Raw genomic sequence first — 24,947 nt, 5'->3', positions numbered from 1 at the left:
GTGCCCAGCTCCCCCAGCCACGACGAGCCGTGCAAGGCTCCTAGAATCGACCCAGTCATCGAACAGAGCGTGTCGGTGTCGGCATCCACAAGAAACCCTGACCGGAGCAAGCCGCTCATGGGGCGTGAGGCCGTTCTAGCGGCAATGTACATGGCAGCGGCGGCCGCGACAGTTCCGGATCCACTTTGTCTCTTGTCAAAGCAACCGAGTTCAGTCAGGACTTCCTGGTCGTTCGCCATAGGACCACGAGACAACCCCTCCACAGCTATCTGTAGCAGGGTGTCCATTTCCGTCACTGTTCTCTCCCACAGGAGCATGGGTCCCTCCCAGTTCAGTTCAGTGTCAGCTTGTTGTAAAGACTCATGCCACTCGTCGGTTACGGAATTCATCAGGATTCCGGGGCTTCGCCAAGACTCGTCGTCAATGACGGAGTGCAGCAGCTCGCCATATTCTAGTGTCGTCGACTGTGTCAAGGCAGTTCTGAGCGTCAAGGCGTGAACCGCAGCACCAAGGAGAGCACGGGGGTGTCCATGAGTAGACAGCCCGTCCTTTACTACTCGGCGGAGGAGGCTATCACGCGTAGCATCCGTCGTGGCGAGGATATGAGGAGCTATACGCATGGCCACACCATTGGCACCGGCTGCAAAGTAGGACGCGACTTTAGTCCTATCGCTTGCCCTTGCAGCCCTCCACGGTGGCCTTCCCTCCGCCCAAGCTCTCGAGGCGCGTAGGACTGCCCCGCCACCGCCGCGTTGGTAAAGTGGCCACTGCGGCAGTTCAACCCTCGTTAGCCAGTCATACCAGTCAGTACCAACTAGGGACGACCGCGCGACGGCCAACAACAGCTGCGTGTCGTCACTGTATTGACCGGCACCCACCGGATCTCGATACCTTGAGAACTGGGTTCCCCCGTTCCTCAACCACGAACGGAACGAAGCTCTCGGCTCCCCTTGTCTGGCAGCTTTGCCACCGACTATCTGGCTTCTATCTTCTTGTGGCCACCCAAGCGCGTCGCCGACCGCGGCGCCAAGAAACATACCGACAGCACGATCGGGATTCTGGAAACGGTGAGTCGGATTCATACTAAGTCCTCAAGGGATGGTGTCCACCGGGATTCCGGGATCTCTCCCCCGGTGCGTAGGGCATTGGCAAGCTTCCATTTGTCGAAGAACAACGGTGCATATCGCCATTCCATCCGTCCTGGGTTCAAGCCAAAGGCATGCAGCATCACGTACAACTCTCGGGCCTTCTCGGAGGTTGGTGTAACTATGGCAGACACCGCTGACAATGGAACCGCTCCCGGAATCAGCACTTCGCTCTGCAGATCCGTTGGCACAGACGTTTTGTGCGTCGCGGACCTGGTGTACAGCCCGGGGGTCGACGGGTTCGCCCAGCACGCCAGCAGTCCCATCCCGCCTTCGGCCAAGAATGCCCCAGTTCCTTTAGCTGCATTGCACGGAGAGAAAAGAGCCCCAGGCCTCATAACCAACTCAATGTCGAGCACAAAAGCCACCCAGTCAGGGTAGTTCCTGAATGCGGTCTTTTGCGCGGCTATGGCTTGGTAGTAGGCATTCGGATATTCGAATGAACAACAGACGTGATTATTCCTCGCATCGAGCCGCAACTCGTCGGTAGGCGAAAATTGCTGCGGGGCGTTCTCAAGAAGGTCAAGGCTTGTTCGAATCGCGTTATCCGTAAAAATCGAGTGGACGTTCATTGCTGGTGCGAAATGAATGAGACGCGTCACTGGCACCTGTGCCAGTGCTTCGGCCACGGTCAGCGTCATGTAGGGTCCCTTTCGCTCCACAAACCGGCGTTCTCTGGCAGGAGTCGGGTGACCTGACCAGTGTGCGTCAGAATAAGGCCGGCACGAGCCCTGGTAACACTCACGTACAGTAGCTTGGCTTCACGAGAACACGCCTCCTCTTCGTCGAATGCTCGAAGTACGTCGGGATTTGGGACGCTGTCATCGTTGAGAAAGGGCATAATCACTGTGTCGAACTCAAGTCCTTTAGCCGAATGATACGTGCCTAGGTAAACTCCCGGGGCTTCATCCCACAAGGGCATGCTGGCGTGCAACAGCCTGTGCTGGAGGTTCCTCCCGACAGTCCTCACGTCAGCTCGAGTCCGCACTAGAATACCCACCGTTTGGTCCCTTCCGAGCTCCGCCGCCAAGCCACGAATGGCAGCAGCTTCTGCTCGCATGTCCGGGTAACGTGATAGGGCTGGTTTAGGCCCCGCCGCCGTTGGCTGCACTGGTTCGACGAGATCCGCGTCTCCTGAGTTCATGTACGGCGACCTGGCCATTGCAATGGCCACCCGGGCCACCTCCGCTGTATTGCGGTAGTTGTCTATGAAACGCTCAACTGGACGTCCATTGAGCCGGATTCCGGAGCTACGCCACGAGAGTCCCTGGCCATAGATAGCCTGATGGTAGTCGCCAAAGAAGGTCAATGAACCACCTGGTTGGACGGCGGCAGTCAGCGACCGGATGGCCTCCGGTGAGAGGTCCTGCCCCTCATCGATAATCATGTGCCGATAGAGTCGCCCGTTGGAATCAGTCGCTAAACTACTGCGGACGCTGGAAGCCATGTCATACCAGTCGTACACCAAGCCGACTGCTGCTCTGCGGCGGACATACTCTGACCGAACGGCCCAGACGAAAGCCCTTGATTGACCCGATTGAAGCGGAGTTTGACGCCCGATCCTAGCAACCCTCTGGTACTCAGCCTCCGTACCGAGACCCATGCCACTAATCCAGTGCAGTTCGTCTATGAACCAGTCGGGATGCCGCGAGGCGACCGTGCCTGGATCCACAGCACGCAGCGCCCATTCCCAGGCCACAGCCGCCAGAGCTGATTCGACATGCTCACGAACAGCATTGGGGTCTGCTATGGCATCTTTCGGCATTAATCCCCTGCTGGCGAGGTAACCTCGAGCGAAGCGAGAATAAGTTTCTATGGTGATGTTGTTCCTGGCTTCAGGGCCGAGGAATCTGAGGTACTTGACCAAAGTGTTGTTGTAGGTGACTACCAAAACTGGTCCGGAGTTCGCCGTTGCTGCTCGCGATAGATGAATAGCCCGGAGCATGGCCATGGTCGACTTACCCGTTCCGGCCGTGCCCAACACCACATTGTGCCGGTCCGAGGCCAAGTGAACAACGTGGCTCTGCTTGCCCTTTGGTGTTGGAAGCGGAGTCATGCCGTTCCTTCGCTGCCCGATTCCGCGGCGCGACCGAGAGCCGGCACGCCCGCCAGCGCTCGAAGCGCCGAGCCCCGTTGACGTGGATTCACTCCTCAAACACCGCCCCGACGAACATCCATCAATGACACAACGGTAGCCGAATGAGACCCTGCAGCATCGGACGCGGCGGTGGAATACGAGTCCATCGGGACACGCGATACTACTTGTCGAAAGAGCTCGATGGGCACTCGACTCTGGCTGGCGAGCTCCAGCTCGGATATACCCGCTTCTTCGAGGATTTCGACTGCACGCGGAAGCATGGATGGCTGTTCAACACTGTTAACCAGCCCCGGCTCACTTCGCCTCCAGCCTCGCGTTGAAACTGTCATCATGGCGTTCCTGTATGACACATCACTCAGTTCACCCAAGCGACGAGCCCGAAAGAGAATCGCCTGCATACTCACGCCGAACCGCTCCTTAAGCTGGCCGATCGTTGTCCACACTGACCTGCTCATGGATGTGGGCAGCGACTCCCGGATGTCACTGTCAGGCATGAGGAATTCCGCGGCAAACCGGTTCGCCTGCTCCTCAACCGTTCGTCCACCCGGCTCGGCGTCTTGATGCATGATGAGATGGCCAAGCTCATGTGCGACATCGAAGCGTTGCCTGTAGTAGTCCTGTTTCAAAGGGTTGAGAACGACCACTGGCCAGCCGGAACCATCGAAAGAGTAGGCATCGACTGACACCGCACCAGGTGGGCTAAATACGGCTAGGACCCCGTGGTTTTCTATGAGTCGAACCAGGTGCCCGACTGGTCCGGGAGCAAGCCCCCATTGCTTACGCACGAACCGAGCAGCATCCTCAGGTTCGACTCCGTCAGCGACGTCCTGAGAAACCGGAAAATATGGAAGGTCAATCTCCGGAAACTCGACGTGGCGTTCCATGGCAGCCGCAACATCAACGGCTAGCTGGCCATATGCCGTCGCCTGATCCCGGTCGATCTGCGTCGTGGAGCGCAGCGACCGGAAATGTGGGGTGGCCGCCAGCGACAGTTGCTCACGGCCCGCCATGAAGAATCCCGGATCCACTCCCAAAGACAGCGCCAACTCACCGACGGTCGCAGGCGAGGGACGCTTGGTTTCAGCTTCCCACCCGGCCAATGCGGTCGCACTTTTTCCGAGACGATGGGCGAGGTCACTCTTTCGCATCCCGGCCAGTTGGCGAGCTAGCCTTAACCGGTGCCCGGAGAACAACGCGGCTGCATCTGCAGCCGTAGCACTAGTTGGCACTGCTCGGAGTCCGCCCGCTTGCTTCTTCAGTAACTGTCCGCCGGAGACGCACTGGAGCATCTTCCGTCGTCGCGTCAGGTGGTGGCGTGGTGGGCTGTTCAAATCGACGACCACCCGCGCTTGGCGGCATTTGGTCGAGGTCATGGCGCCAGTGCCACGCGTTGCCGCCATCAACATTTAGGCGGGGGCTTCCGATGATTAACTCAGATTTTTGACTCACCGCGTCAAGCGTATGTGCCACGACGAAAGTTTCGAGGTCCAGTTGCTCTCCTGAAAAAGGAAGGAGCCAGTCACGATCGAGAAGGTTTGTGTCATCGAAAAGTGACGGATGACTATCCCAGTGGTGTTGCTTGGCCACGCGCTGCTTGGTTTCGCTCTTTTCACCCCAGGGCAAGCTGTCCGTCTTACCGAAATCACAGGAGGTCATGAGGATCCGGAGGTCCTCATGCTTCCAACCAGGACTCCCGTTTAGAGCAGATGGTTGCACCAAGCCCGGATCCAGTCTGGGCATAGTTGCAATGTCTTTGTCCGGGAGCTCCGCAAACAGTGCTGCCAAGCCACTGTTCGGCTCGGCATCGTCCGGGACCTGGTACTTCCCGCAGGAAAAGACCCTGTCCAGCCGATCGCGAAACAAGGTGTGACGCATGATTCCAAGCAGGGTGGCGTCGTGTCCGGCGTCTTCTGAATAGTCCGCGAGCGTCCGACTTAGCGCCGAATCATAGGCCCATCTTATGGCGTCAGGTATGCCCTCACCCTGAAGGCACCCAATGATCATATTTTTGTCAGTCACGGAAACAGACTACATCAGGAGCCAGTAAATAATGTGCCAGACCAAACCGCCGGCGTGTCCCCAGCATCACCCCCTCAGGGCGAAGGCATTTCGTGTCGCTGGGTGGAAAGCTTCGGCTCTGGACTGGTACTCATCCCCAGAGTCGACAGATGCCCGATGATCACAGACCGCACTGTCAGATACTTTTTCCGGGCACGGTTCATCCCAGGGATTCGGCGTCTAACTCCGGGCTCCCGAATCATCGCATTCTATGGCAACACGGAGGTCGCCCGTCACGCCGGGCTCTCCGCCAAATGGCGGGCAGTCGGTCCAGCTCGATCACTACCTGAAATTCTCAGAAACAAACCTCGTCCCTCCCGGATCCACAGCCCTAACCAGGGCGCGTGAGACCTGCGCGTCTAATTCGGCGCATTACGTGCTCCGGGCAGCATCTCCCAGAGCGAACCGATCAAAGTTCTGTTGCCCAGCGTTCCGCGGACGCCGAGGATTTTCAGGCAAGAATGGCCGCTGATCTCTCCGCCGGGCGAAGCATGCGCCGATGCGGTTGGGGACATGGCAACGGCGAGTTCAGATGTAGACGCAGAGGGGCTCTTACTGGCGGGCCTGAGAAGCTTCGGTCGAGCGGGCCTTGCACTCCAGTCGTCCAGTTCCTGCATGATTAGGCGATCACACCCCCAACACCCAACCCCGCAGTGTAAATGCGGGTCTACGGAGAGGCCTACGGTCGCAAGCGAGCAGCCCATTATGAATCTTCGGCGTACAGGCGGGGGCACCACGCTCCTGACCGAGGTGCGCCAAGGCTTCTAGCGCTGCCTAAACCCCGGCGCGTCGCTCCAGACAAACGTTCTTTCGACGGATAATTAGAAGAGACATTCGAAAGGAGGTGACAACATGACCAACAACAACTACAACGTGTATAAGCGCGGCGACGACTGGGTGGCTAAAGGACAAGACTCAAACCGAGCCTCTGCAGTCGTTGACACTCAAGCGGACGCATACGCCGCAGCGAAGAAGTTCTCCGGCAACAAAGGCGGTGGCGACGTGACTGTGAGCGGAGTGAACGGACAGTTCCGCTATAAGAACACCATCAGGCCAGCATCTGACCCGCGAAGCAGCAGAGGCTAGTTCGTTGGCTAGGACCGATGCAGGGGAAGAGTATCGGTCCTAGCCTTGCCTTGAAGATTGATCGAAATACCCTTTCCCAACACGTTAAGCACGGACGTTTGGGGTGGTCAGCCGCGAACCCCGTAGTCACTGATAACTGGCCCTTATGTTGATCGTGGGCTGGACCAAGAAGGCCTCATCGCTGGTAAAAGTTTCGGGGCTTGAACTACTAACGGTCTCATCCATCGGGACCTCGACAGGAATCATCGTGGCTGACATTGTTCAGGCATGCCCACATATCCCCCGCTCGCGCAACACCAAATTATGATCCTCGAATGGATCCGCGATGGTCATACGGAGACTGGTCCCCCGGATTACCCTCGTAGGATTTCGGCCAGGGCACTCGCCCGCCGCGATTTGATAACGATCAAGGGCCGAGGCCCCGCCTGGACGGCATCCTTGACGACACTGGGAATGGAAGCTCTGGCTAAGGCGGCCTCGCCGGCGCACCTTGAGGAACTCCTTTCGCTCACCGAGGGTTCTGCCTCAGATCCCACTTCCCCGTCGGATTCCGCAGACGTGGAAAGTAACGCTCCCGGCGAACGAACCGCAGACGGGAATCCAAAGTCTAAGAGCGAGCAACTACTCCAGTCACTGCTATCAAACGGCACCGTAACAGTGGATTCGAAGCACTACCAAAGCATTCAGGCTCAGGTGTCATTTTTGAAGAGGCGCGGCCTAGTTCCCAAAGCCAAGGACATCCACGTCAGCGGCGGATCATACGTCTCCAAGACAGTCAAGGTTGAGCTTATTGATCGACCGGAGTGGCAGTACATAGAGCTTGACCCCATAGACCTACCGGCCAGTCTCGGCAAACCATCGGACGCTGTTTCAACGCTCCAGAAGCGTGACGACAAGCTGGGCATGACGCCCTCTTGCTTTCGCCACGCTCTGCTCATCGTCCAAGCACTCTCTATACAATGCGCTGACCGCGGCTACTCCCTTCGGGGGCGGGCCAAGAACCAGTATGAGTGGATGAATGGTCCAAACTATCGAGATGACCCGCAGTATTCCGGCCACCTGGAAGTCCGTGTTGGGCCCGAAAAGTACGTATTGGTCCTAAGCCAGGAAACCAAGCGAGTACCCCATGTGCCAACTGCACGAGAAATGCGAAACGGATCAGCACGAGACTTCGACCACCTGAAAGCCGACTCTTTATGTATTCGCATAATGGGAAGGGAACGCAGCTTCTGGCGGCATGAATGGAGCGAATCGGCGCTGGGAGGAGGGCTCGAATTCCTGCCTCGGCTGTTCCAGGAGATCGAGCTTCGTGCCGACCGCGCCGCCCAGCAACGTAAGAAGCTCGAAGAGGAGCGTATCCAAACCCAACATAATTGGGAGGCAGCCAAGTCGAAGGCAAAAGAATGACATCTCCAGAAAGCGAAGCTCGACCTGCTCTATGAGCAACTGGGCCGGCGCAGGCTAGCAGCCGAGCTTGGGGACTTCACTGAGGAACTCCGGGGCCGGGCAGCAACCGTGGATGAGGCATTTCAACCACCCCTGCTCGCATGGATCCAATGGCTTGATGACTATAGAGCCGAAGTCGATCCAAACAATCACCCCGTAACCGTTCCCAATTTCCCAGAGCCGCAAGCGGCCGATTTGGAACCATTCATGGGTGGCTGGAGCGCCACCGGACCGTACAAGGCAACAGCACATCCAGCCGCACCCGCGTTACTGTCACCGGACCTTCGGACCTGGCACCCCAATCGAGACTCCTGGTGGTGAGGACTGCGTCGACCGCCGTATTCTGCGGACACTTCGCGAAACTCAGACGAGTCCCTGCAGGTGAGCTACTAGCCCGTCACCTACCTCGCTTGGGCATTGAGTTATCACCATTCGGCTCCCCCCGCTTAGCTGCCCGTCTCGTACCAGTTCTAAGCGCAGAAGCAACGAAAAGAAAGGCGACTTCAGGAGCACAAGTTCAGCCCCCTCGCTCCCCCTATGACTGGACGTTCAGGCGAATCACTGGCCCGCGAACTTCTCCACGTCCAGCACGTGCTCACTCGTGAGTCCCAGTCCCGCGTTCGGCTTCACCAGCAGCACGGGCTTGCAATACTCCTGTGCCCAGGAATAGGCGTCCGGGCCCAACACGTCGTCTACCCAGATGATGGACTCCCATGTCCTCTCACCAACATCTTCCATTCGATCAAGCCACCGAGTGACTGCGTGCAGTTTTGGGGTGGCGGCAAAAGACTGGCCGACTGATCGCTCTGGCAAGAGAACTCGAAGTGGTTCGTCGTGGAGCTGTAACTGCAGTTCCAATCCGTAGGTCTGTTGAGATGGCCGAGTCGACGCCCAGGCGATTCTGCCAACGACAGCCAGCCTTCTAACTAGTCCAGCTTTAGAATCCGACAACAGCAGCATCGGTCCCTCACCGACTGAATCATCCCTAACCAGCTTGGGATTCAGCACTCCGTCAATATCAAGCAAAACCAAGGCCTTCACATGGACGAACGTACCGCCTGCCATGCACGGATTCCATCCACTGTGAAAATTGATTGACAGTTGCGTAGCGGCCCCTGCTCCGTCACGTTCAACACCCGGAAGGGCAAGGCTCCTCGAACGCTGGGCTCAAACCTGTGAAGTCGCACCGCCCCGTTGGCTCACCAGGGTGCTGGATGACAGCCGTCTCACGTCACCATCGTCAAGTCACGGAGCTACCGACTCAGTGCCTCATAAGAGACCTGGATTTACCAACTCAGGGACTGAGGCATGGCAATTCGTACTATTGCGAGTAGGTTGGCGGTGCTATGGGATGGTCTAGGCGCTAGTTGCTGAGCAGTTCGAACAGATTTCGCTGAGCCCCAATCTCAAGCATCAAGAGCCGAGCGCAAGTCTTCTTCCCGTTCTTCAAGCTGCTGCACGAAGTCCAAGCAAAGAGTCTGGATGTTGTCCCGGTGTCGATCGTGCCCGAGTAATAGCTTTTGAAGGATTGCAGATTCTAGTGGGGTCGCAAAAGTCTCGTATTCCTCGTCCCCGATTAGGGAGTATCCCATAGTTGTAGCACCATCTGCCGACGCTAAGAATTTTCGCACGGGATCCATTCGCCGCCGTGTCAGCTTGATCCCTTCCTCGACGACAAACACATGAACATTGTCAGAATGACGACGCGAACCGTGCAAAGATAGAGTCAGCTCGGACTTGATGAACGCGTTGACGCCTTCCACTGCTGCAGCGGCCCTAGCTCTCGCAACTCGCGTTTCCGTTGCGAGATGCGTCGGCCCCCCTAACTGGTCGACGTCCAGGGGCTTTCCACTCCAAACGGTCTCCGCATCTTCAGTATCGAGATTGTATTGATCTGCGATGTAAGCCTTCGCCGATCTCCCCACCCCTTCCAAGGCGGCTCTAACGGCAGTCCGTCGCTCGAGGTTTGTCTCCATCCAGGGTGCCGTGCCGTGCCAGAGTGACGACAGGAGTTGCAGGTCTTCAGCTGTGTGCAGAAACGTCATGCGAATATGTGCCTCGCCTGATTCCAATCTGTCCCACCAGTGTGCTACCTCCTGCTTCACGCCACTTGACGTCCGAGCGCGATCCGCCCTCGGACGGTGAACAAGAAAAGCGTCAGTGTTCGCCACGATTAGATGATCTCTATAGGGGATTTCCGCAAACATCAGTCCTTCGAGGAAGCGGACCAGCTCTCCCGAAAAGGAGAGGCGCTCGATTGGCGATGCGGGTTTCAAAAGTATCTCGTCTCGCTGAGTCGAGTCGTAGGTCACACGTGCAGGGGAACCGTCTGCATCGAGGGTCTCGTCTAGAATCAATGCATTGCCATCAGTCATCAGCGGCCACCGCGGACCAAGAACTAGGCTTCGTTCTGTCAGCCTATTGGCTGATTCAAGGAGGGGCGCAAATCGCAGCTCATCTATTGCCGTCGGCATGATGGCGATGAGCTCTGGGTCCTCACTCAGCAAAAGGGGTATCGCATTGCACTCCGCCACGGCGGGATTCCAGTCTGATTCGCTCGGAGTAGTGCCTGTCCGGATAAGACTGTTCATCTCGCGCCGGTATGCGCTAATGGGATGCGAAATGTACACCCGGCGAACCTTTTCCACCTTAAGGATATTCTCAAGTAATACAAAAGGATGCTTCACCCCGAGGACGATCAACTGGCAGTCAAGGCTGCGAGCGAGACTTTCAGCAGCGATGGATTCGGTTCGGCGCCAAGATACGAGCATGTTGATAGCTTGGACTCGCGCCTCAAGACTTAGGTGTTCCTTTTCGCCATCGCCCTCACCATTGAAGCGTTTCCACGCGAAGCCGGGAGTCGCACGTTTGGTGAATGACTCCCAACTCTTCAACCGCACATGGAAATTGAGTGCTCCCGATTCCGCTCCCAGTTCTGCGTACATGTCATAAACATCGTCAATCAGTTGAATCACGCGCCCGATGGGGCTATTCAAATCATTGACGATCCTCAAGAACTGAGCAAGCGTGGAGACGTATTCAGTTCGGTCTGGCCTAAACAACGTCAGGTGACACAACACAACTGAATCTGGATGCCGACTAGCCTCCATAAGCACTCTTCTGGCCGCATCCGACCAAAGCTGAAGAGCCTTGTGACGTGGAAAGGATGACATGAAAGCGGCCATGTCCAAATTGGATATGGCCGAACTAACATGCTTTCGAACGGCGGTTCGATCATCTGTGCTTAGATTCGTCAGCAACTCCTGCTCGATGTCGAACACGTTGAGGCGGGCTTCAGACGCAACACGCCGCCCTACACGGGTGAGTCCAGTCCCTGGGGCCGCACATATTAGCGTAATCGACATCGCGTACCTTCTTTTGTTTGGGCTCGACCCTAGCGGGAAGAAGCAGAGTGCTGATTCACGTAAGCTTGAATACCGTCCTCTACTCTGTCTTCGCCGTAATAGGTGACATCATCAAGTTCTAGCTCAATATCGGCCCAGCCTTCGACTGGCGTTCGAGATGAGTACACCCCAACCGCCCCGAGCCGCCTTTGCATGTCTTCAACTCGAGGTGAATCAAACTGCTCTGGGGCGAGAGTGAAATTCGCAACTGCCACGGGATATTTTCCCTTCCTTGATTCTTCATTGGAGCGCGGAATTATCTCCGCATTCGAAACACCAAATTGCTTTTCTATTCCCATAAACGCGATCCTCCTGGAATCAAGTTTATAGAATTTAGTCGATTTCGTCTGTTGTGCAATTGTCAACGCAAGGATCATCTGAAAAAGGGTACTCGACTGCTATTAGCTCGATATGATCGGAAATCATGATAAAAGACAGCGCCGCTTACGACACTTCGACCGACGGCTCTGTGACGGGTCACTTATGATGACCACCTTCAAGCCTTTGCATGCCATCATGCTAGACGCTCATGGACGATGGTCAAGCACTCGCACGAGTCTTGATGCGTGTCGCGTCGGCTAGGGTAGGGGCTGGTCGTCACAGCGACCAGCCGGCCTCACTGATGATCGGCCCCTCCAGGACTAGCCTGATCAACGGGTCCGGATATGCATCCAAAGGTGTCTCACCCAGAAGAGGTGCTGGAGACTATAGGATCCTTATCCGTGCCAGTCTATTCTGAAGCCGGGCGCGATCCGGTTCCATCGAAGACAACATCCCTTCCAAAGTGGAGCGCTCCGCCACTACAGCCTCGGGGTTGGCCAGCCGCGGGCTGCCGGCACCGAGTCTGCCTGGGAAAGCCCCGCGCGACAATCTCCAATGGCAGCGGGACTGCGGGCTTCCCCTCAGATGCGCGATAACGTCGGCGGCGACTGCATGCAACTTTTAATTTCTATGGCTGGAAGCCTTGCCCAGCATCTTGAAAACTTCTTCGTGAGGGCACCGGTTACCAGGGCGCTGCGGCAGCCTTCAGTTTGAAACGCTTTCATTGCCACTTAGACAGCTTCCATTTCGAGGACCGAAGTGCCACAAGTAGACAACCAGCGATCTGATCGGGATTCTGCTCCCAGTTCATCTCATGGGGTTGCATGCAAGACAGCACGGACAGGTTCAGGCCGCGGCTATATTGTCATTGCTTGCTGGCAGACTGCTTTCCGAAGCCCACGACACTAAGGAAACCCATGATCCTGAGCAAGCCCAGCTTTTCCCCTATCTACTTTATTGAGGTTCAAAATGGACGCAGCTTTGAAACGGTGGTCGTGGCCGGTCTCGAATGGCTGCGCAGTCAACCAAATGGCCAGCGTGGCGTCCTGGCGTCCGACCAAGCAAGCGCGCTTCACGATCTCCCCGGAAGTCCTTGGCTTCGGTCTCTCGCGAAAGTCCACACAAGAGACTCGGGCATCGGAGCCGGTGGGAGCAACCGGCCACTCCTTGCCCTATTCCCGACCCGGGAGTTACTTCTCAAACTCACGGACCGCTACGCCGACCGTGTGTCGGCAATGTGCGTGCTCACCTACGGGGAGACAGACCCCTTTCCCAACGTGTGGCTCGACTACATTGGAGCCATCGACCTGATCACCAATCAGAAGCGAGGCATCAGCGCTGCAGACGGACTCGAGCCGGTCGTTGAAGCCGCCTTCGTTAGCCTGTGCGGCCAACTGACCGCTCAACTTTGTACCCCCGAACACGCTTCTGATCCAAATGGCGTCTCCATCCTTCTTGAACTCCAGCGACATGGCCATGAGCTGAACGAGAACAAGCTTGCTGCGTGGGCCATAACTCAAGGATTCTCGCGCCGGGACGTTGCTGAATTTGTCGAGCACATCAAGAAAGTGAAGAAGGGCCACCGATACTCCGCCAAGTCGTACGGCTCATGGAAGCCGAGCTACGAACAGTGGACGGGCCGGAGCGTCACGCCTTCCATGGGAACGGCCTAAGGATCGCAACGTTTCTCAAGAGATGGAGGATCGGCAACTGAATCAGTCCAGCACACGCGCCTCGTTCTTCTGCCCCGATGTGTCCTTTTCTTCTCATCTTCGAATAGCAACGGCAAGCCTCACCAAGTGGTCCGAAGGCCCGACTCCCAGCTCCGATGCCAATTTGCGCTTGAAGTTCTCGAATGTTTGCAGAGCCTGGGCGCGATTCCCGACATTCACTTCAGCGCGCATAAGGCCGACGCCGGATTCGTGTAACGGCTCGATTTCAAGAACGCTCTTGGCAGCTACGACCGCTCTTTCACCGTCGCCCGACTCCAGCCACTGGCTCGAGTGGGTGAGCAACGAGCGCAAGCGAACGTTCCGAAGCCTTTGCTGCTCCAGAACAACCCAGTCTTCGTACCACCCCGGGAGCAGTTCGGCCTGCAAAATTTGGGTCACGCAGTCAGCGTGACATGAAGGTGAGCTTGAACGCTCACAAGCTTCGAGCTGGTCTAAGAATTGCTGCAGGTCCACACAGGTCGACTTGGACAAGGACAGCGCCTGACCCGCGCACACTAATAATCCCGGAACCTGACGCGATAGTACGTGGATGCTGGCGCGGAGACTTTCTGTGGCCAGTCTCTCTGGACTGTCAGGCCATAGAATACCGCTGAAATATCGGCGGTGCCGCGACCCCAGAAGCGCGAGAGCACTAATGAGGCGCTGCTGACGCGTTGCAATGGGGATTTCTGTGTCCTCATGCCACAACTGCCAGCTCTGAAAGAGGCTCAACCGAAAGCGGACTTCTTCGCTCAGTGCCATGGTTCCCCCAAGCGACTGCTCGCATCCATGAGATCCATTGGATCCTGCAGCCAGCCCTTGCGGCGACTCACCAGCCGTCGCCGGGTTCAAATATTGGTCATGATTGAGTGAGCGCCCCCAGCGGCACTACTGTCCTCGGCAGACGGGCCAGCCATCTCGAGCCCGACACTAGGTCTGCCAATTGACAAAGTACCCCATCGGATTGTCGAAGGATACGAGCGCTCGTGATATTTCCTGGGCGAATCCTAGTATTGCGATCCTGTGCTGATGCAACCACATCGGCCTTCACATGCTCGCAACGCGACTGGCAGCGATGTGTGCAGCCAGTGCAACTCCAGGTAGACATCGCGGCTTCGTCGGAGGCTGTTCATCCATAGATTCTTATTGATGAAAAACATCCCGAAACTTGAGGTCCGCATGAGACTCTCTAAGCGAGAGTGGGTATCCAGGTATTTGGTCGCTTGAGAGGACACTATGAAAAACGATCAGGGGCGATCGTCACTACGCTACACGCTGGGTTTGTGGCAACTTAGATGACCGAGGCCAAGGGCGTCGGAGGACGGAATGAAGCTGGGTTGGCTATCAGCATCTGGTACGACTCCACAAATACGCATGAATTTAGAGCTCGAGTTATCTCCAGAACAAGCGACTCCGCCGACACAAGAATCAGATACGCCAAGACCCACGAAGGGGACTGCCCCGGCTTTTGTTGACTCGGGGTCTTAGGCCGCAGTGAGCGCGGTCCGGTTGATTGTTTCATATTCGATGGGCGTGAGTTTTCCTAGCCGTCTTTGCCGTCGCCGGCGGTGGTAGGTCCTTTCGATCCAAGTCGTGATGGCCAGTCTGAGGTCCTGCCTGGTGAGCCACCGCTGACGGTCCAGTACGTTCTTCTGCAGCAGTGAGAAGAACGATTCCATCGCGGCGTTGTCCGCGCAAGCCCCGACCCTGCCCATCGATCCGGTGAGCCCGTTGTGCCGGAGTGATTCGACGAATCGACGGGACAGGAACTGGGACCCTCGATCCGAGTGCACCACTGTCCCTGCAGGGTTGCGCACCCGCACCGCGTTCTCCAAGGCGGCGACGGCAAGCGAGGACTTCATCCGCGAGTCCATCGAGTAGCCGACGATCCTTCCGGAGTAGACGTCCTTCACCGCGCAGGGGTAAAGCTTCCCCTCGGCAGTGGGGTGTTCGGTGATGTCTGTCAGCCACAGCTCGTTGGGCGCGGCGGCGGTGAAGTCCCGCTCCACCAGGTCGTCGTGGACCGGTGGCCCCGGCTTCCGGTTCAGGCCCCGCTTCTTCGAGAACACCGACCAGATGCCGTGGTCCCTGCACAGGCGCTGGACCCTGTTCTCACCCGCCGCGATGCCCTCCTCCGGGAGCTCATCGGCGATGAACCGGTACCCGAACGCAGGATTCTCGGCATGGATGTCCCGGGCGGCGTTGACGAGGTGCGCATCGATCCAGTCCCGTTCGGTCACCGGGCTGGCCCTCCACCGGTAATAGCCTTGCTTGCTGAATCCCAACACCCTGCAGGTCACCGCCACGGGAACACCGTCGGCGGCAAGATCCGTGACCAGCGGGTAGATCTGTAATGGTCAGTAGCCGGCCCGAGGTTGGCTGGCAGGCTGGTCCCGGAGAACGGCGTGTGACTCAGGGTATATCCGACCCGCTCAGCGGTGTCTTGAAAATGACTCGTCCGCACCATTCTCCGGGCACAGGCCTGCCCGCACGGATGACCTGATCAGAAGACTGTCCACCACTTGGGTGTGACTCGTTACAGATGCGTCTCCAAGCGACTCAGGCAGGCTCCTGCCACCTGTCCGGTTCATAAGGAAAAGGAGATCACAATGGCGATTATCGCCGAGGAATTTGCGTTCGTCGTCGGAGTCGACACCCACGCCCGCACCCACACTTTCACCGCGGTTCATGCCGCAACCGGGGCAGTGGTCGACACCGCGGCTTTCCCGGCCACCTCCGCGGGAATGGACCGTGCGATCAATTGGATCCGGCGGCGCACAGGCGGGGAGAGGATCTTCGCTGCTGTTGAGGGCACGTCCTCCTACGGTGCCCGGCTCACCCAGGCCCTGCTTGCCGCTGACATCGAGGTTGGCGAGGTCAGGCCTCCCACCCGCTCCTCGCGGGCCCTCATCGGGAAATCGGATCCCATCGACGCCGAAGCCGCAGCCCGTTCAGTCCTGGGGCGACCCCGCGATCAGGTGATGGAGCCTCGGGCTGCAGGCACCAGGGCTGCGATCAGGATTCTGCTGGCCTCGCGGTCCCTGCTCGATCACCAGCGCACCGCGAACCGCAACGCCCTCACCGCCCTTCTCCGCGGCACAGATCTCGGGATCGATGTGCGTGCATCCCTGCGGGACACTCAGATCACCGCCATTGCAGCCTGGCGGTCCTCAAACAGCACCGAACCCGTGATCCGAATCGCCCGCGCCGAAGCCAAACGCCTGGCACTGGCAGTCAAAGACCTCAACATCCAGCTCGCCGAAAATCACAAGGCCCTGGCCCAGCTCACCGAAGAATTGGCGCCAGGGCTTCAAGCGGTCTCCGGGGTCGGGCCCGTAACAGGAGCGATCATCACGTGCGCCTACTCCCACCGCGGCCGCATCCGTTCAGAAGCAGCCTTCGCCGCCCTCGGAGGTGTCGCCCCACGCCCGGCGTCCTCCGGCAACACGACCCGGCACCGGCTCAACCGCTCCGGAGACCGTCAACTGAACCGCGCCTTCGACGTCATCGTCCGCACCCGCTGAGCTTCGACACCGAAACCAAGAACTACGTGGCCCGCAGCAGGGCAACAGGAAAATCAAACCGCGAGATCCGCCGGAACCTCAAACGCTACGTCTGCCGCTCCATCTTCCGTCAACTCCAAACCATCATGGCTTGACACAACCCATAGAAGAGTCATTTTGGGTTGATGTCCCTGGCCAGATAGGCAGCCGCCCGGCGCAGAATCTCGTTCTCCTGCTCCAACAGGCGGTTCCGCTTCTTCAGCTCCCGCATCTCGACCGAATCACCGCCTGCCGGGCCGGCTCCGGAACCCTTACGTTCGGCAATGGCAATCCAGCGCTTCAACGTCGTGACCGACAGCCCGAAATCCTTCGCAATCTGCGCCAGCGGCGCCTCGCCCTTGCGGGCCACATCAATAACATCCTGGCGGAACTCCGCCCCATAAGCCGTGGGCATGGTCAACATCCTTCCACGAGCACAAGCTCGCTAGGTCAAGGAGTCAACAAAACCGGGGGCAGTCCCGAACGTGGAATCCATACATACGAAAAGCTGGGCTTCGTTCACGAAGGTCGACGTCGAGCTGCCGTTCTGAATAATTCATATACACTCCCGTGGTGCGCGATTTATCGAATTCCTCGACCACATCCGCAATTACGCCTCCTGGCGTTCGGTCGCCTAGATGAGCGAGAAGGCAGTCCGAGTCGAAAACAAGGCAACGCCCCCTCTAACCACGATCAGCAAACAGACGGCATAACTGCTCCACTCGTAGGGTCCCGACTGTTTGCGCGGGAGTCGCGATGCGGAGTTGGCCTGCGCGCTCGGATCGTCAGGCTAAAGGGGCATCCTCAATTGGTCCTGTCCGATTTCCTTCGCTATCGAACCATCGCTCGCCAATGGCATTGCCGTCCTCGTCGTAATCGAAGACCTTCCTAGCATATGGAAACTGCCGGTCCGGCTCCACGCCAGGTTCAGTTTCAATACGTTCATCAACGGCCTTCCCGGCGGAGTCGTAGTTGACAACGCGGACCGTCTTCTCACCAAGGAACTTGATGATCTTCTTGGAACGAGCACCGGTAACGGAGTCGTACTCGTAGTACCAGACGTCCTCGACAATGGACCAACCACCATTGCTGTCCGGCGAGTACATCCGATTTTCAATGACACGGCCAAGCTTATCGAAACCAAATTCCTTGTAGTTTACAAGCCTGCCATTATTGAACACATCAACACGTGAAACGACTCCGTCGATCCAATGCATACAATAACCGTGACCAATTGATGCTTTCTGCGTGGTGGGACCAATGCCCACCGGCTCACCCAAATTGGAAATATTCAGGCCCTTAAACCAGCGCCTCCCGTATACGTACTGGATGTGCCTCTAATTTTTTTAACCAATTCACGCATACTCTTACTATATACACGTCGATTAGTAAAATCCAGTCTATAAATATGACTAATTCTGGCCGGTAAAGGAACTGTGGGCTTCTGTATCACGATCGGCAGGATATATGAGTCGCGTTTGCTAGCAATCATTCGCGTGAAGGCCTGTTCAAACTCGATTTCTCTGACATAGTACGACTGCATAGATGGATTAGATATGGCAAGGCAGAAGAAACGACTGGATTCAATAGCCTCTTCGATACTCTTATGCGTAGAATCACCAACAGTGAGGTCGATGGTGTCCAACCAGTACGAGATACCGTGGTCCTCCAGGTCAGCGACAATCTCGCTAATATATCGCCCATTCCGTCTTGAATATGAGATGAAGATGTCGCGCATATAGTCTCCTCGCTGGACTGTTGACCATGGCACAGTACACTCTGGTCCAGATTCTACTTGTCCAGGTTCCCTGCGCCCCCTCTGGCAAGATGTACGGCACGATCAACCCGTTACTCTGCGCCCACAGCGGCCGTAGTGCTCGCTAGGAGGATTCGGCAAGCCAGAGCAACTCGTTCACTTCCTTCCGATCCAACCCGATTTGCATAACTGGGCCGTAAGGCTGACAGCGGAGGCATTCCTCTGAAAACGTTCATACGTCACTGGGTGTGCCGGCTGCTCAAACGATTCACAACAGCGAAAGAGGGAGAAGGCCGGTTTGGCCTTCTCCCTCTACAGATTGTGGCACCCTTCACAGTGCCGCCTAGGTGTTATGCCTCTTTGATCCACCATGTTCCTTTTGAGCCGTCTGGACGGACTTGGTCTAAGGAGGTTTCGTAGATTTCCAAAATCCTGAAGACGACGCCGTAGGCGGCCCAGTCTGAGACACCTCCATGTTCGTCGGAATAGGTGCACCAGATGTCGTCCCCTACCCTTTTCGGCAAGTCAAATTCTGCGCCGAAAGGGCCCCGTTGGTCATCGGCGAAGCCGAGATAATGAACGACGATCTTGCCATCGTTTACCGAGATTTCAGTCGGTCTCAGGCTACGCGGGAGGCTAGCGTCAGCAAATAGCTGACGGACCGCAGCGAGGATTGATGAATGCAAGGCGGGCAGTTCTGTCATGTGGCTATTATCCCGCTGTGGCAGCGACCCAGGCCGGGCATGTCATGGGCCCGACGCAGTAGGTTGTGATAACGCCTTTCTGCAGACCGTCGCCCATGCGCGTGTTGCTTACAACAGCGCGAACGTCCATGGTCCGCTTGATCCTGCAGACACCCAGCCAGCACTCGTACTCGTTCGCCGGGGTCTGGTAAACGATGGTATTACCACCTTGGATTGCTCGTGTTTTTGGAAACATCGTGGTCTTCTTGATCATGTTCAAGGTCACGCGATGCTTTTGGACATGAGCCCATCCAAAAGCAGCACTCCCATTCCGGATGACAGTCGGCTTTGCCAAGTTGTCGTTCCAGCGTGAGTAGATTACATAGGCAGGATCGGCTGAACGGGCCAAAGAAGCCTCGGGGACGGCGCCTGAAGCATCACTGGCAGTCTTGACCGCCATCACATCGGATTCAAGGAAGGTCCCGTCCGATTGAGCCGGAACATCTCCAAAGACAGATATGGTCTTCTCGGGTGCTTGGCTTGTTGCGGAAGCCGGTGAGAGTGGAGAAAGTGTGAGTAGAAGGGCAGCAGCAGCACCTGCGGCCACGGCGCGTTTAATAGTGGTTATTTGCAAAGGAATCCCCCATCGATTTGGCGTTTGTCAGACTGACAAGCGCATGCAGAAGATAACCCATTGAACATTCTTGAGGCAAGTCAATTCGACAACGGAAAGGCGCCGTATTTCGTGGAGTCCAAGACGTGGACACACGAGACAGTTCCCCTGAAGCACCCGGTAGAACAACCAAAAAACCTCACAACCGAAGAGTCAGTCCGTCCCCGTCGCTTCCCACAACTCACAGCCGAGCAGTCCAACGTGTTTGCCCACGGACTGCCGGGCTGGCATGAGAGAAAAGCACCTAGCTTGTAAATGCGGAATCAGCCGCGAGACGGTAAGTCGGCACCTACGCCGGCACTCAGTCGCTCCACTCAGGGTTGGCCTGGATGAACTGCAAATCAAGGAAGCAGCGAGGCTCTAGTACCGTACCGAGGTGACTCACTAGATTCGATTGGCAAACGTGTAGGCGTGACTGCTCATCCGGTCGGGGCACGGTTGATTCAGGCTGGAGTGACCATGCGGAGTTCGCATGAGCATCCCACGCGAACCTAAGGCCTGCAACTTCACGAAACAGGAAAATCGCTGCCAAGGATGATGCGCCAAAGTCGTTTTGCTTCGGCGTGATCTCCCCGCCCTTCCGCGTCTAACGCGAGTTGCGCGCGCTTTTCTGCCGAGGCGAGAGCCGTGAGTAGTTCTTGCCTACCGGTCCAAGTGAGATAGGAGCTGAGGCTTCCACCCTGACCCCCTGGGTCAAAAACGTCCAGATGATTTGGAGCCCACAAAAAGAACTTGTGTAGCGCATCGCGATAGTTGATTCCCAACGACGAGAACACATGGCCGGCCACCGTTTCCAGATGGAAGAAGCGCATGCGTTTTGAGTGCGCTCGGTTCCAGGACTTGAGCAATCGAACGAGGGTAGCCAGATGATAGCTGAGTTTCGAGTTGCGATCGGCAAACCATGCGTTGGCGACTGTTGGTGCTGTGCTGATCCAACCACCAGAACCCATCGGGCAGCTGATAGACATCGTTTCCTATGTGAAAAACCGGCGCCACGTCGACGTGACCTCCAGTTTTATAGACGACTCGAACCGCCTGCCCTCGAGTACCAACTTGCTGAATGGATAGCCCGTTGTAGGCGTCACGAATACGGTAAATGAAGCTCTTGGAGTCATAGGCGTATTTACTCCAAGCACTATTCTCATTGGAGAACACAGCCAGGAAGTCACATCGTCAATTGGCCGTATAATTCTCGCCTTCGATGCCGAACCCATCAGTATGCCGTTCCAGAAAGGCATGTCTGATGTCGAAGGAAACTTCTCGAGGAGTCTTTCATCTACACTGCTCTTTCGAGCTGGGATCAGTGTGTTCTTGTGATAGTCAGCGGCAGAGATGTCACCCAGAAATACCGTTAGCGCTTGCGCCGTAGTCAAACTCATTTGTTTCCTTTCGAGCGCTCGCTCAGTTGCTCAGCGGCCGCGACCATCGCCTTCTCGTTCGATGGACGAGCCAGCTTGTAAAGCCAGTTAGGGATTAGCGGGGTAGTCCTGCGGAGTTCGAAGAGACTATCCTGCCACGCCAGAGATCGTCGCCCCCAATAGGCTCCTCGCCGCCGATCCGCTTCTCAATTGACCGAGCCAGATCGCCGCGTTCTGCGGCCGCCTTCTTGATATCCCGGATGTACTCGAAGGCATCGAGTGCTCCGGGAAGTACGGGAAGAAATACACCTAGTAAAAAAGTCGTCCAGGACAAGCCGAAGAGGCAACTGACTACGATCAACACGACAGCCCACACGATAGCCAGCGTGATTCAGCCTAAAACGGTGACCCGCAGTAGTTGATGGGAGTATGCAGCATTTGCCCGTTGCGCTACCGCTACAGCGTTTGACCCGCTGTCGCCGGGCGTGATCGGATACCAATCTTGCAACGACTCCCGTTTGGCGGTCTCCCCTAGTGCGGCCTTGTCGTCGGCAATCCTTGCCAGCTCTTCGAGCGAAGGTGTCTGCGAACGCTCAATGGACTGCGGCATTTGAAACACGTAGTGATCAAACAGTTCTTGGACTGCGGCACCGCGAGTCATTTCCGTACGTTCAAGAGAAGTGAGGATCGTTCGCCCAAAGAACTGCCAGGCTCCGGCCACCGCACCTACAGCAACTGCCACCGCAGGAAAGATCGCTGACACGGCCGGCGCTGCCAAGGCAATCAGGAGAAGACCGGCCCACCGCAAATATTGCCACCTCTTGGCCGCCGAATAGATCCGGCGCTGAGCTATCAAAAGTCGCAAGGCGTCGGGATTGTTCTGCCGCTCCGCGATTTTGGCACTCGGAGGGGGCACGTAGGTAGGTGTATTGTGAGTTGTCATACGGACCTACCTGTTGAAGAGAAGTTTGAGTTGATCAATGGCCTCATCTTCCCGCCCTTCTTTGCTAAGGTCCTTGGCTTTCGAGGCGCGTGTGACTGCCCTCGAGAGCTTAGACAGCGCGTCCCTGCGACTGGAATCAGATGAACAAGCGGTGAAGCGCGAAGCGAGTCCAGTCGGATCATTCATTGCAGCCAACTCCGCAACATGGATTTTCTTCAGCGAGAGATACAGATCCCAAAGCTGAGAATATACAGTTTCACCGTCTAGGTGTTTGGCGGCGCGCATTTCTAAATAGCAAGAGGACACGTGAACATTCCGGCGCCGTTCATAGCATATGCATTTCAGTACTTCGCACAGGGGAGTTCGCGAAACTGAGAATCATGGCGGCCAAGTAGTCATCTGGTGTCGCGGACTCCGGACTTGTTCTTAGGGTCCGAGACAAGGCTGCGTTCACCTGTTCCCACTGTTCGAGCTCGACCGCGCCTATTAGCTCAACTTTGGAACCGAAGTGGAAATGCAATCCAGCCTCTGTCATAGCGCCTGCGTCGCGACGGATTCAAACGTTGCGTTTGCGATGCCGTCCCATTCGATCACTTCGTTTTCTGATCCAAGCAATTTTGTTCGGTTGTTCGGCCGGACCATACGTATCCCCTGGCTCAGCTTTTCACGCGTTCGTTACTACACCGGCTAGACGGTATAGTAATGAATGCCAGTTGAGAGGTGAATGAAAGGTGAGGGGATTCCATGGCCGCTCGATCGAGGGCGACTTCAACGAGCGCGACTTCAACGAGGGCGGGCGCAAAGGAATGGTGGGCACTCGGCGTTCTGACACTGGCGGTCGTTATCCTGGCCATCGATGGAACGGTGCTAGCTCTCGCGGTCCCCGCACTTGTCGCTGATCTTGGCGCTACGACATCGCAGATTCTATGGATCGGTGATATTTATTCCTTCATGCTCGCAGGGCTCCTGATCACTATGGGAAACGTAGCCGATCGCATCGGCCGTAAACGCCTGCTTCTGATGGGCGCGACGGGCTTCGGCGTGGCGTCGGTTATAGCTGCTTTCTCCACGACACCGGAGATGCTGATCGCGGCACGCGCCCTGCTAGGTGTCAGCGGCGCTACCCTGATGCCTTCGACGCTGTCTCTTGTGCGGGCAATGTTTGACAATGCGGCCCAGCGGACGCGGGCAATTGCAGTTTGGACGGCGGGCGCTGTTGGCGGCGCGGCCGCCGGACCACTAGTTGGTGGAGCCTTGTTGGAGCACTTCTCCTGGGGTGTCGTCTTCCTGATCAATATTCCGGTTGTAATCGTAGTTGTGGTTGCCGGGTTCCTGTTGATTCCCGAGTCGCGGAACCCGGAGCGGGTAAAGATCGATCTTTTGTCGGCATTACTGTCAATTCTGGCCATCATCCCGTTGGTGTACGCTGTGAAGCGGATGGTCTGGTACGGCATTGATTGGTCCATCGTCGCCAGTGCTGTTGTCGGTCTCGCATCAGTTGTTCTATTCATCCGGCGGCAGCGAACGCTGAACACACCGCTTATCGATGTGACTCTCTTCCGTATTCCCGCCTTCTCCGGCGCAGTTGTCGCCGTCACGCTAACGATCTTCGCCTTTAGTGGCCTACTGTTCTTTTTCTCGCAGTACCTGCAACTTGTGCGCGGCATGAGGCCTTTCCTTGCGGGGGTATCGGAATTGCCTCTTACGATCGCTTCGCTTCTAGTCATCTTCATCGTAGGGTTCTTGGTGGGTCGCCTCGGACGAGGAAGATCCATTGGGGCGGGCCTCGCCGTTGCTTCCTTGGGCTTGGGCGTGCTCGCCGTTGCTGAGGGTCTTGAAGGTTTCCTCTGGCTCGGTGTCGCGCTGGCGCTCATAGGTCTCGGCGTTGGGGTGGCTTCGACACTTGGCACGGACGCCGTTGTCTCGGCGGTACCCAAAGCTCGAGCAGGTGCGGCAGCGTCCGTGTCCGAAACCGCCTACGAACTAGGCATCGCTCTGGGCATTGCGGTCCTCGGATCAGTCCAGGCAGGCATCTATCGCACCTCTCTTTCTTTGCCCACCACCCTCGCCTCGGACACAGCCGCGGCCGTGCGCGATTCCTTAGCTGGAGCACATCGAGTACTTGATCCAACAAATCCCGACGAATTGGCCGTGCTGACTCAGGCACAGAGCGCCTTTACCTCTGGCATGCAATTCGCCTCCGTGTTGGCAGCCGTCCTTCTGGCCGTCGCAGCGGTAATAGCTTGGCGGGTCATCCCTTCGGATGAGAACCCGGATTCCACCCCTGCCCATTGACCGACAGTTCTGCCTTGTTGCTTCGATCGCCTTGAACTGGCGAGATTGCCACGCCTTCACGGCTATCGAAAGCCTTGCGGAAGCGTACATTTTCTGCCGATACCCAAACGACGCCATTGTCAGGGGTCACAGTGTCGATATATGCCGGAACTACTTCTACAAGATCCCCTGACGACAGGACGGACCAGTCTGCGGTTCCTGACTCTTCACCTTCGAGGCTCTCAGGCATGTCGCGCCTTCATCTCGATCGTCATCAGGTCCAGCTCACGTGTAGACCCGAAAGGCACATGTTGGCAGAGGTCCACAGTAAAAGACCGCGTGTCATGTCGTGTAACGAGTATTCCCGACCTTCTTTCCCGTAGTGCGTGCTCCATGACTATTCGTACTGCGTCGTCTAGTTGTTCCTGTAAGCATTCAGCGACTGCAG

Annotated in this window: 19 protein-coding genes and 4 pseudogenes; 5 read left to right on the top strand and 18 right to left on the bottom strand. The window is 56.9% G+C overall.

The window, feature by feature from the left end:
* The 5 genes from AC6CH8_RS14005 to AC6CH8_RS13985 form a co-directional block, all read right to left on the bottom strand.
* A partial coding sequence (locus AC6CH8_RS14005; RefSeq protein WP_498191214.1) for an ADP-ribosylglycohydrolase family protein occupies positions 1–1,037 on the bottom strand: 1,037 nt, incomplete at its 3' end.
* Between the two features lie 41 nt (positions 1,038–1,078).
* Positions 1,079–1,786, bottom strand: coding sequence for a DarT ssDNA thymidine ADP-ribosyltransferase family protein (locus tag AC6CH8_RS14000; RefSeq protein WP_498191203.1), 708 nt, complete (start codon positions 1,784–1,786; stop codon positions 1,079–1,081).
* A complete protein-coding gene (locus tag AC6CH8_RS13995) occupies positions 1,783–3,201 on the bottom strand; it encodes a 3'-5' exonuclease (protein ID WP_498191201.1) in 1,419 nt (472 codons plus the stop codon). Before AC6CH8_RS13995 ends, AC6CH8_RS14000 begins: the two co-directional genes overlap by 4 nt.
* Positions 3,202–3,296: 95 nt before the next feature.
* Positions 3,297–4,532, bottom strand: coding sequence for a helix-turn-helix domain-containing protein (locus AC6CH8_RS13990; protein ID WP_498191212.1), 1,236 nt, complete (start codon positions 4,530–4,532; stop codon positions 3,297–3,299).
* Positions 4,462–4,899 carry a hypothetical protein gene (locus AC6CH8_RS13985; RefSeq protein WP_498191216.1) on the bottom strand — a complete coding sequence of 146 codons (438 nt, stop codon included), beginning with the start codon at positions 4,897–4,899 and terminating at the stop codon, positions 4,462–4,464. The genes AC6CH8_RS13990 and AC6CH8_RS13985 overlap by 71 nt, the downstream gene beginning before the upstream one ends.
* Before the next feature lie 1,254 nt (positions 4,900–6,153).
* Here AC6CH8_RS13985 and AC6CH8_RS13980 point away from each other — a divergent pair.
* Both AC6CH8_RS13980 and AC6CH8_RS13975 read left to right on the top strand, forming a co-directional pair.
* Positions 6,154–6,387, top strand: coding sequence for a DUF2188 domain-containing protein (locus tag AC6CH8_RS13980; RefSeq protein WP_498191200.1), 234 nt, complete (start codon positions 6,154–6,156; stop codon positions 6,385–6,387).
* A 453-nt stretch (positions 6,388–6,840) separates the two neighbouring features.
* Complete coding sequence (locus AC6CH8_RS13975) at positions 6,841–7,794, top strand: hypothetical protein (RefSeq protein WP_498191198.1); 954 nt, start codon at positions 6,841–6,843, stop codon at positions 7,792–7,794.
* A 597-nt stretch (positions 7,795–8,391) separates the two neighbouring features.
* On the opposite strand, the gene AC6CH8_RS13970 is transcribed toward AC6CH8_RS13975, so the two are convergent.
* The 3 genes from AC6CH8_RS13970 to AC6CH8_RS13960 all read right to left on the bottom strand — a co-directional run bounded on the left by AC6CH8_RS13970 (position 8,392) and on the right by AC6CH8_RS13960 (position 11,614).
* Positions 8,392–8,898, bottom strand: a complete 507-nt coding sequence (locus tag AC6CH8_RS13970; protein ID WP_498191196.1) for an HAD domain-containing protein — start codon at positions 8,896–8,898, stop codon at positions 8,392–8,394.
* Between the two features lie 341 nt (positions 8,899–9,239).
* The gene (locus AC6CH8_RS13965) at positions 9,240–11,018 is read right to left on the bottom strand and encodes a hypothetical protein (protein WP_498191194.1); all 1,779 of its coding nucleotides are present in this window, start codon (positions 11,016–11,018) and stop codon (positions 9,240–9,242) included.
* Between the two features lie 209 nt (positions 11,019–11,227).
* Positions 11,228–11,614: a hypothetical protein gene (locus tag AC6CH8_RS13960; RefSeq protein WP_498191192.1), complete on the bottom strand. Its 387-nt coding sequence runs from the start codon at positions 11,612–11,614 to the stop codon at positions 11,228–11,230.
* Between the two features lie 861 nt (positions 11,615–12,475).
* Here AC6CH8_RS13960 and AC6CH8_RS13955 point away from each other — a divergent pair.
* Entirely contained in the window at positions 12,476–13,231 is a 756-nt protein-coding gene (locus tag AC6CH8_RS13955) for a DUF1889 family protein (protein ID WP_498191190.1), read from the top strand.
* Positions 13,232–13,324: 93 nt separating this feature from the next.
* On the opposite strand, the gene AC6CH8_RS13950 is transcribed toward AC6CH8_RS13955, so the two are convergent.
* Both AC6CH8_RS13950 and AC6CH8_RS13945 read right to left on the bottom strand, forming a co-directional pair.
* Positions 13,325–13,669 carry an AfsR/SARP family transcriptional regulator gene (locus tag AC6CH8_RS13950; protein WP_498191188.1) on the bottom strand — a complete coding sequence of 115 codons (345 nt, stop codon included), beginning with the start codon at positions 13,667–13,669 and terminating at the stop codon, positions 13,325–13,327.
* Positions 13,670–14,754: 1,085 nt separating this feature from the next.
* A pseudogene (locus AC6CH8_RS13945) lies at positions 14,755–15,627 on the bottom strand (IS3 family transposase); the annotation flags it as partial.
* Between the two features lie 252 nt (positions 15,628–15,879).
* Here AC6CH8_RS13945 and AC6CH8_RS13940 point away from each other — a divergent pair.
* Positions 15,880–16,928, top strand: a pseudogene (locus AC6CH8_RS13940) (IS110 family RNA-guided transposase).
* Positions 16,929–16,948: 20 nt separating this feature from the next.
* On the opposite strand, the pseudogene AC6CH8_RS13935 reads toward AC6CH8_RS13940, so the two are convergent.
* The 8 genes and pseudogenes from AC6CH8_RS13935 to AC6CH8_RS13900 all read right to left on the bottom strand — a co-directional run.
* Positions 16,949–17,227 (bottom strand): annotated as a pseudogene (locus tag AC6CH8_RS13935) (transposase); the annotation flags it as partial.
* A 370-nt stretch (positions 17,228–17,597) separates the two neighbouring features.
* Complete coding sequence (locus AC6CH8_RS13930; RefSeq protein WP_498191186.1) at positions 17,598–18,029, bottom strand: hypothetical protein; 432 nt, start codon at positions 18,027–18,029, stop codon at positions 17,598–17,600.
* A 74-nt stretch (positions 18,030–18,103) separates the two neighbouring features.
* Positions 18,104–18,550, bottom strand: a complete 447-nt coding sequence (locus AC6CH8_RS13925) for a toll/interleukin-1 receptor domain-containing protein (protein WP_498191184.1) — start codon at positions 18,548–18,550, stop codon at positions 18,104–18,106.
* Positions 18,551–18,918: 368 nt separating this feature from the next.
* Positions 18,919–19,272, bottom strand: coding sequence for a hypothetical protein (locus AC6CH8_RS13920; RefSeq protein WP_498191183.1), 354 nt, complete (start codon positions 19,270–19,272; stop codon positions 18,919–18,921).
* Positions 19,273–19,279: 7 nt separating this feature from the next.
* Positions 19,280–19,885, bottom strand: coding sequence for a hypothetical protein (locus AC6CH8_RS13915; RefSeq protein WP_498191181.1), 606 nt, complete (start codon positions 19,883–19,885; stop codon positions 19,280–19,282).
* Positions 19,886–20,430: 545 nt separating this feature from the next.
* Complete coding sequence (locus tag AC6CH8_RS13910; protein WP_498191179.1) at positions 20,431–20,892, bottom strand: hypothetical protein; 462 nt, start codon at positions 20,890–20,892, stop codon at positions 20,431–20,433.
* 407 nt (positions 20,893–21,299) lie between these two features.
* On the bottom strand, positions 21,300–21,446 hold the full coding sequence (locus tag AC6CH8_RS13905; protein WP_498191210.1) for an S-4TM family putative pore-forming effector: 147 nt from the start codon (positions 21,444–21,446) through the stop codon (positions 21,300–21,302).
* A pseudogene (locus tag AC6CH8_RS13900) lies at positions 21,398–22,225 on the bottom strand (S-4TM family putative pore-forming effector). Before AC6CH8_RS13900 ends, AC6CH8_RS13905 begins: the two are co-directional and overlap by 49 nt.
* 744 nt (positions 22,226–22,969) lie before the next feature.
* Between AC6CH8_RS13900 and AC6CH8_RS13895 the strand changes: the two are divergent.
* On the top strand, positions 22,970–24,520 hold the full coding sequence (locus AC6CH8_RS13895; protein WP_498191177.1) for an MFS transporter: 1,551 nt from the start codon (positions 22,970–22,972) through the stop codon (positions 24,518–24,520).
* Positions 24,521–24,947 lie beyond the last annotated feature (427 nt).

The sequence above is a fragment of the Paenarthrobacter sp. GQ52 genome, assembly GCF_059759005.1.
This window is presented reverse-complemented; position numbering and strand designations above follow the sequence as displayed.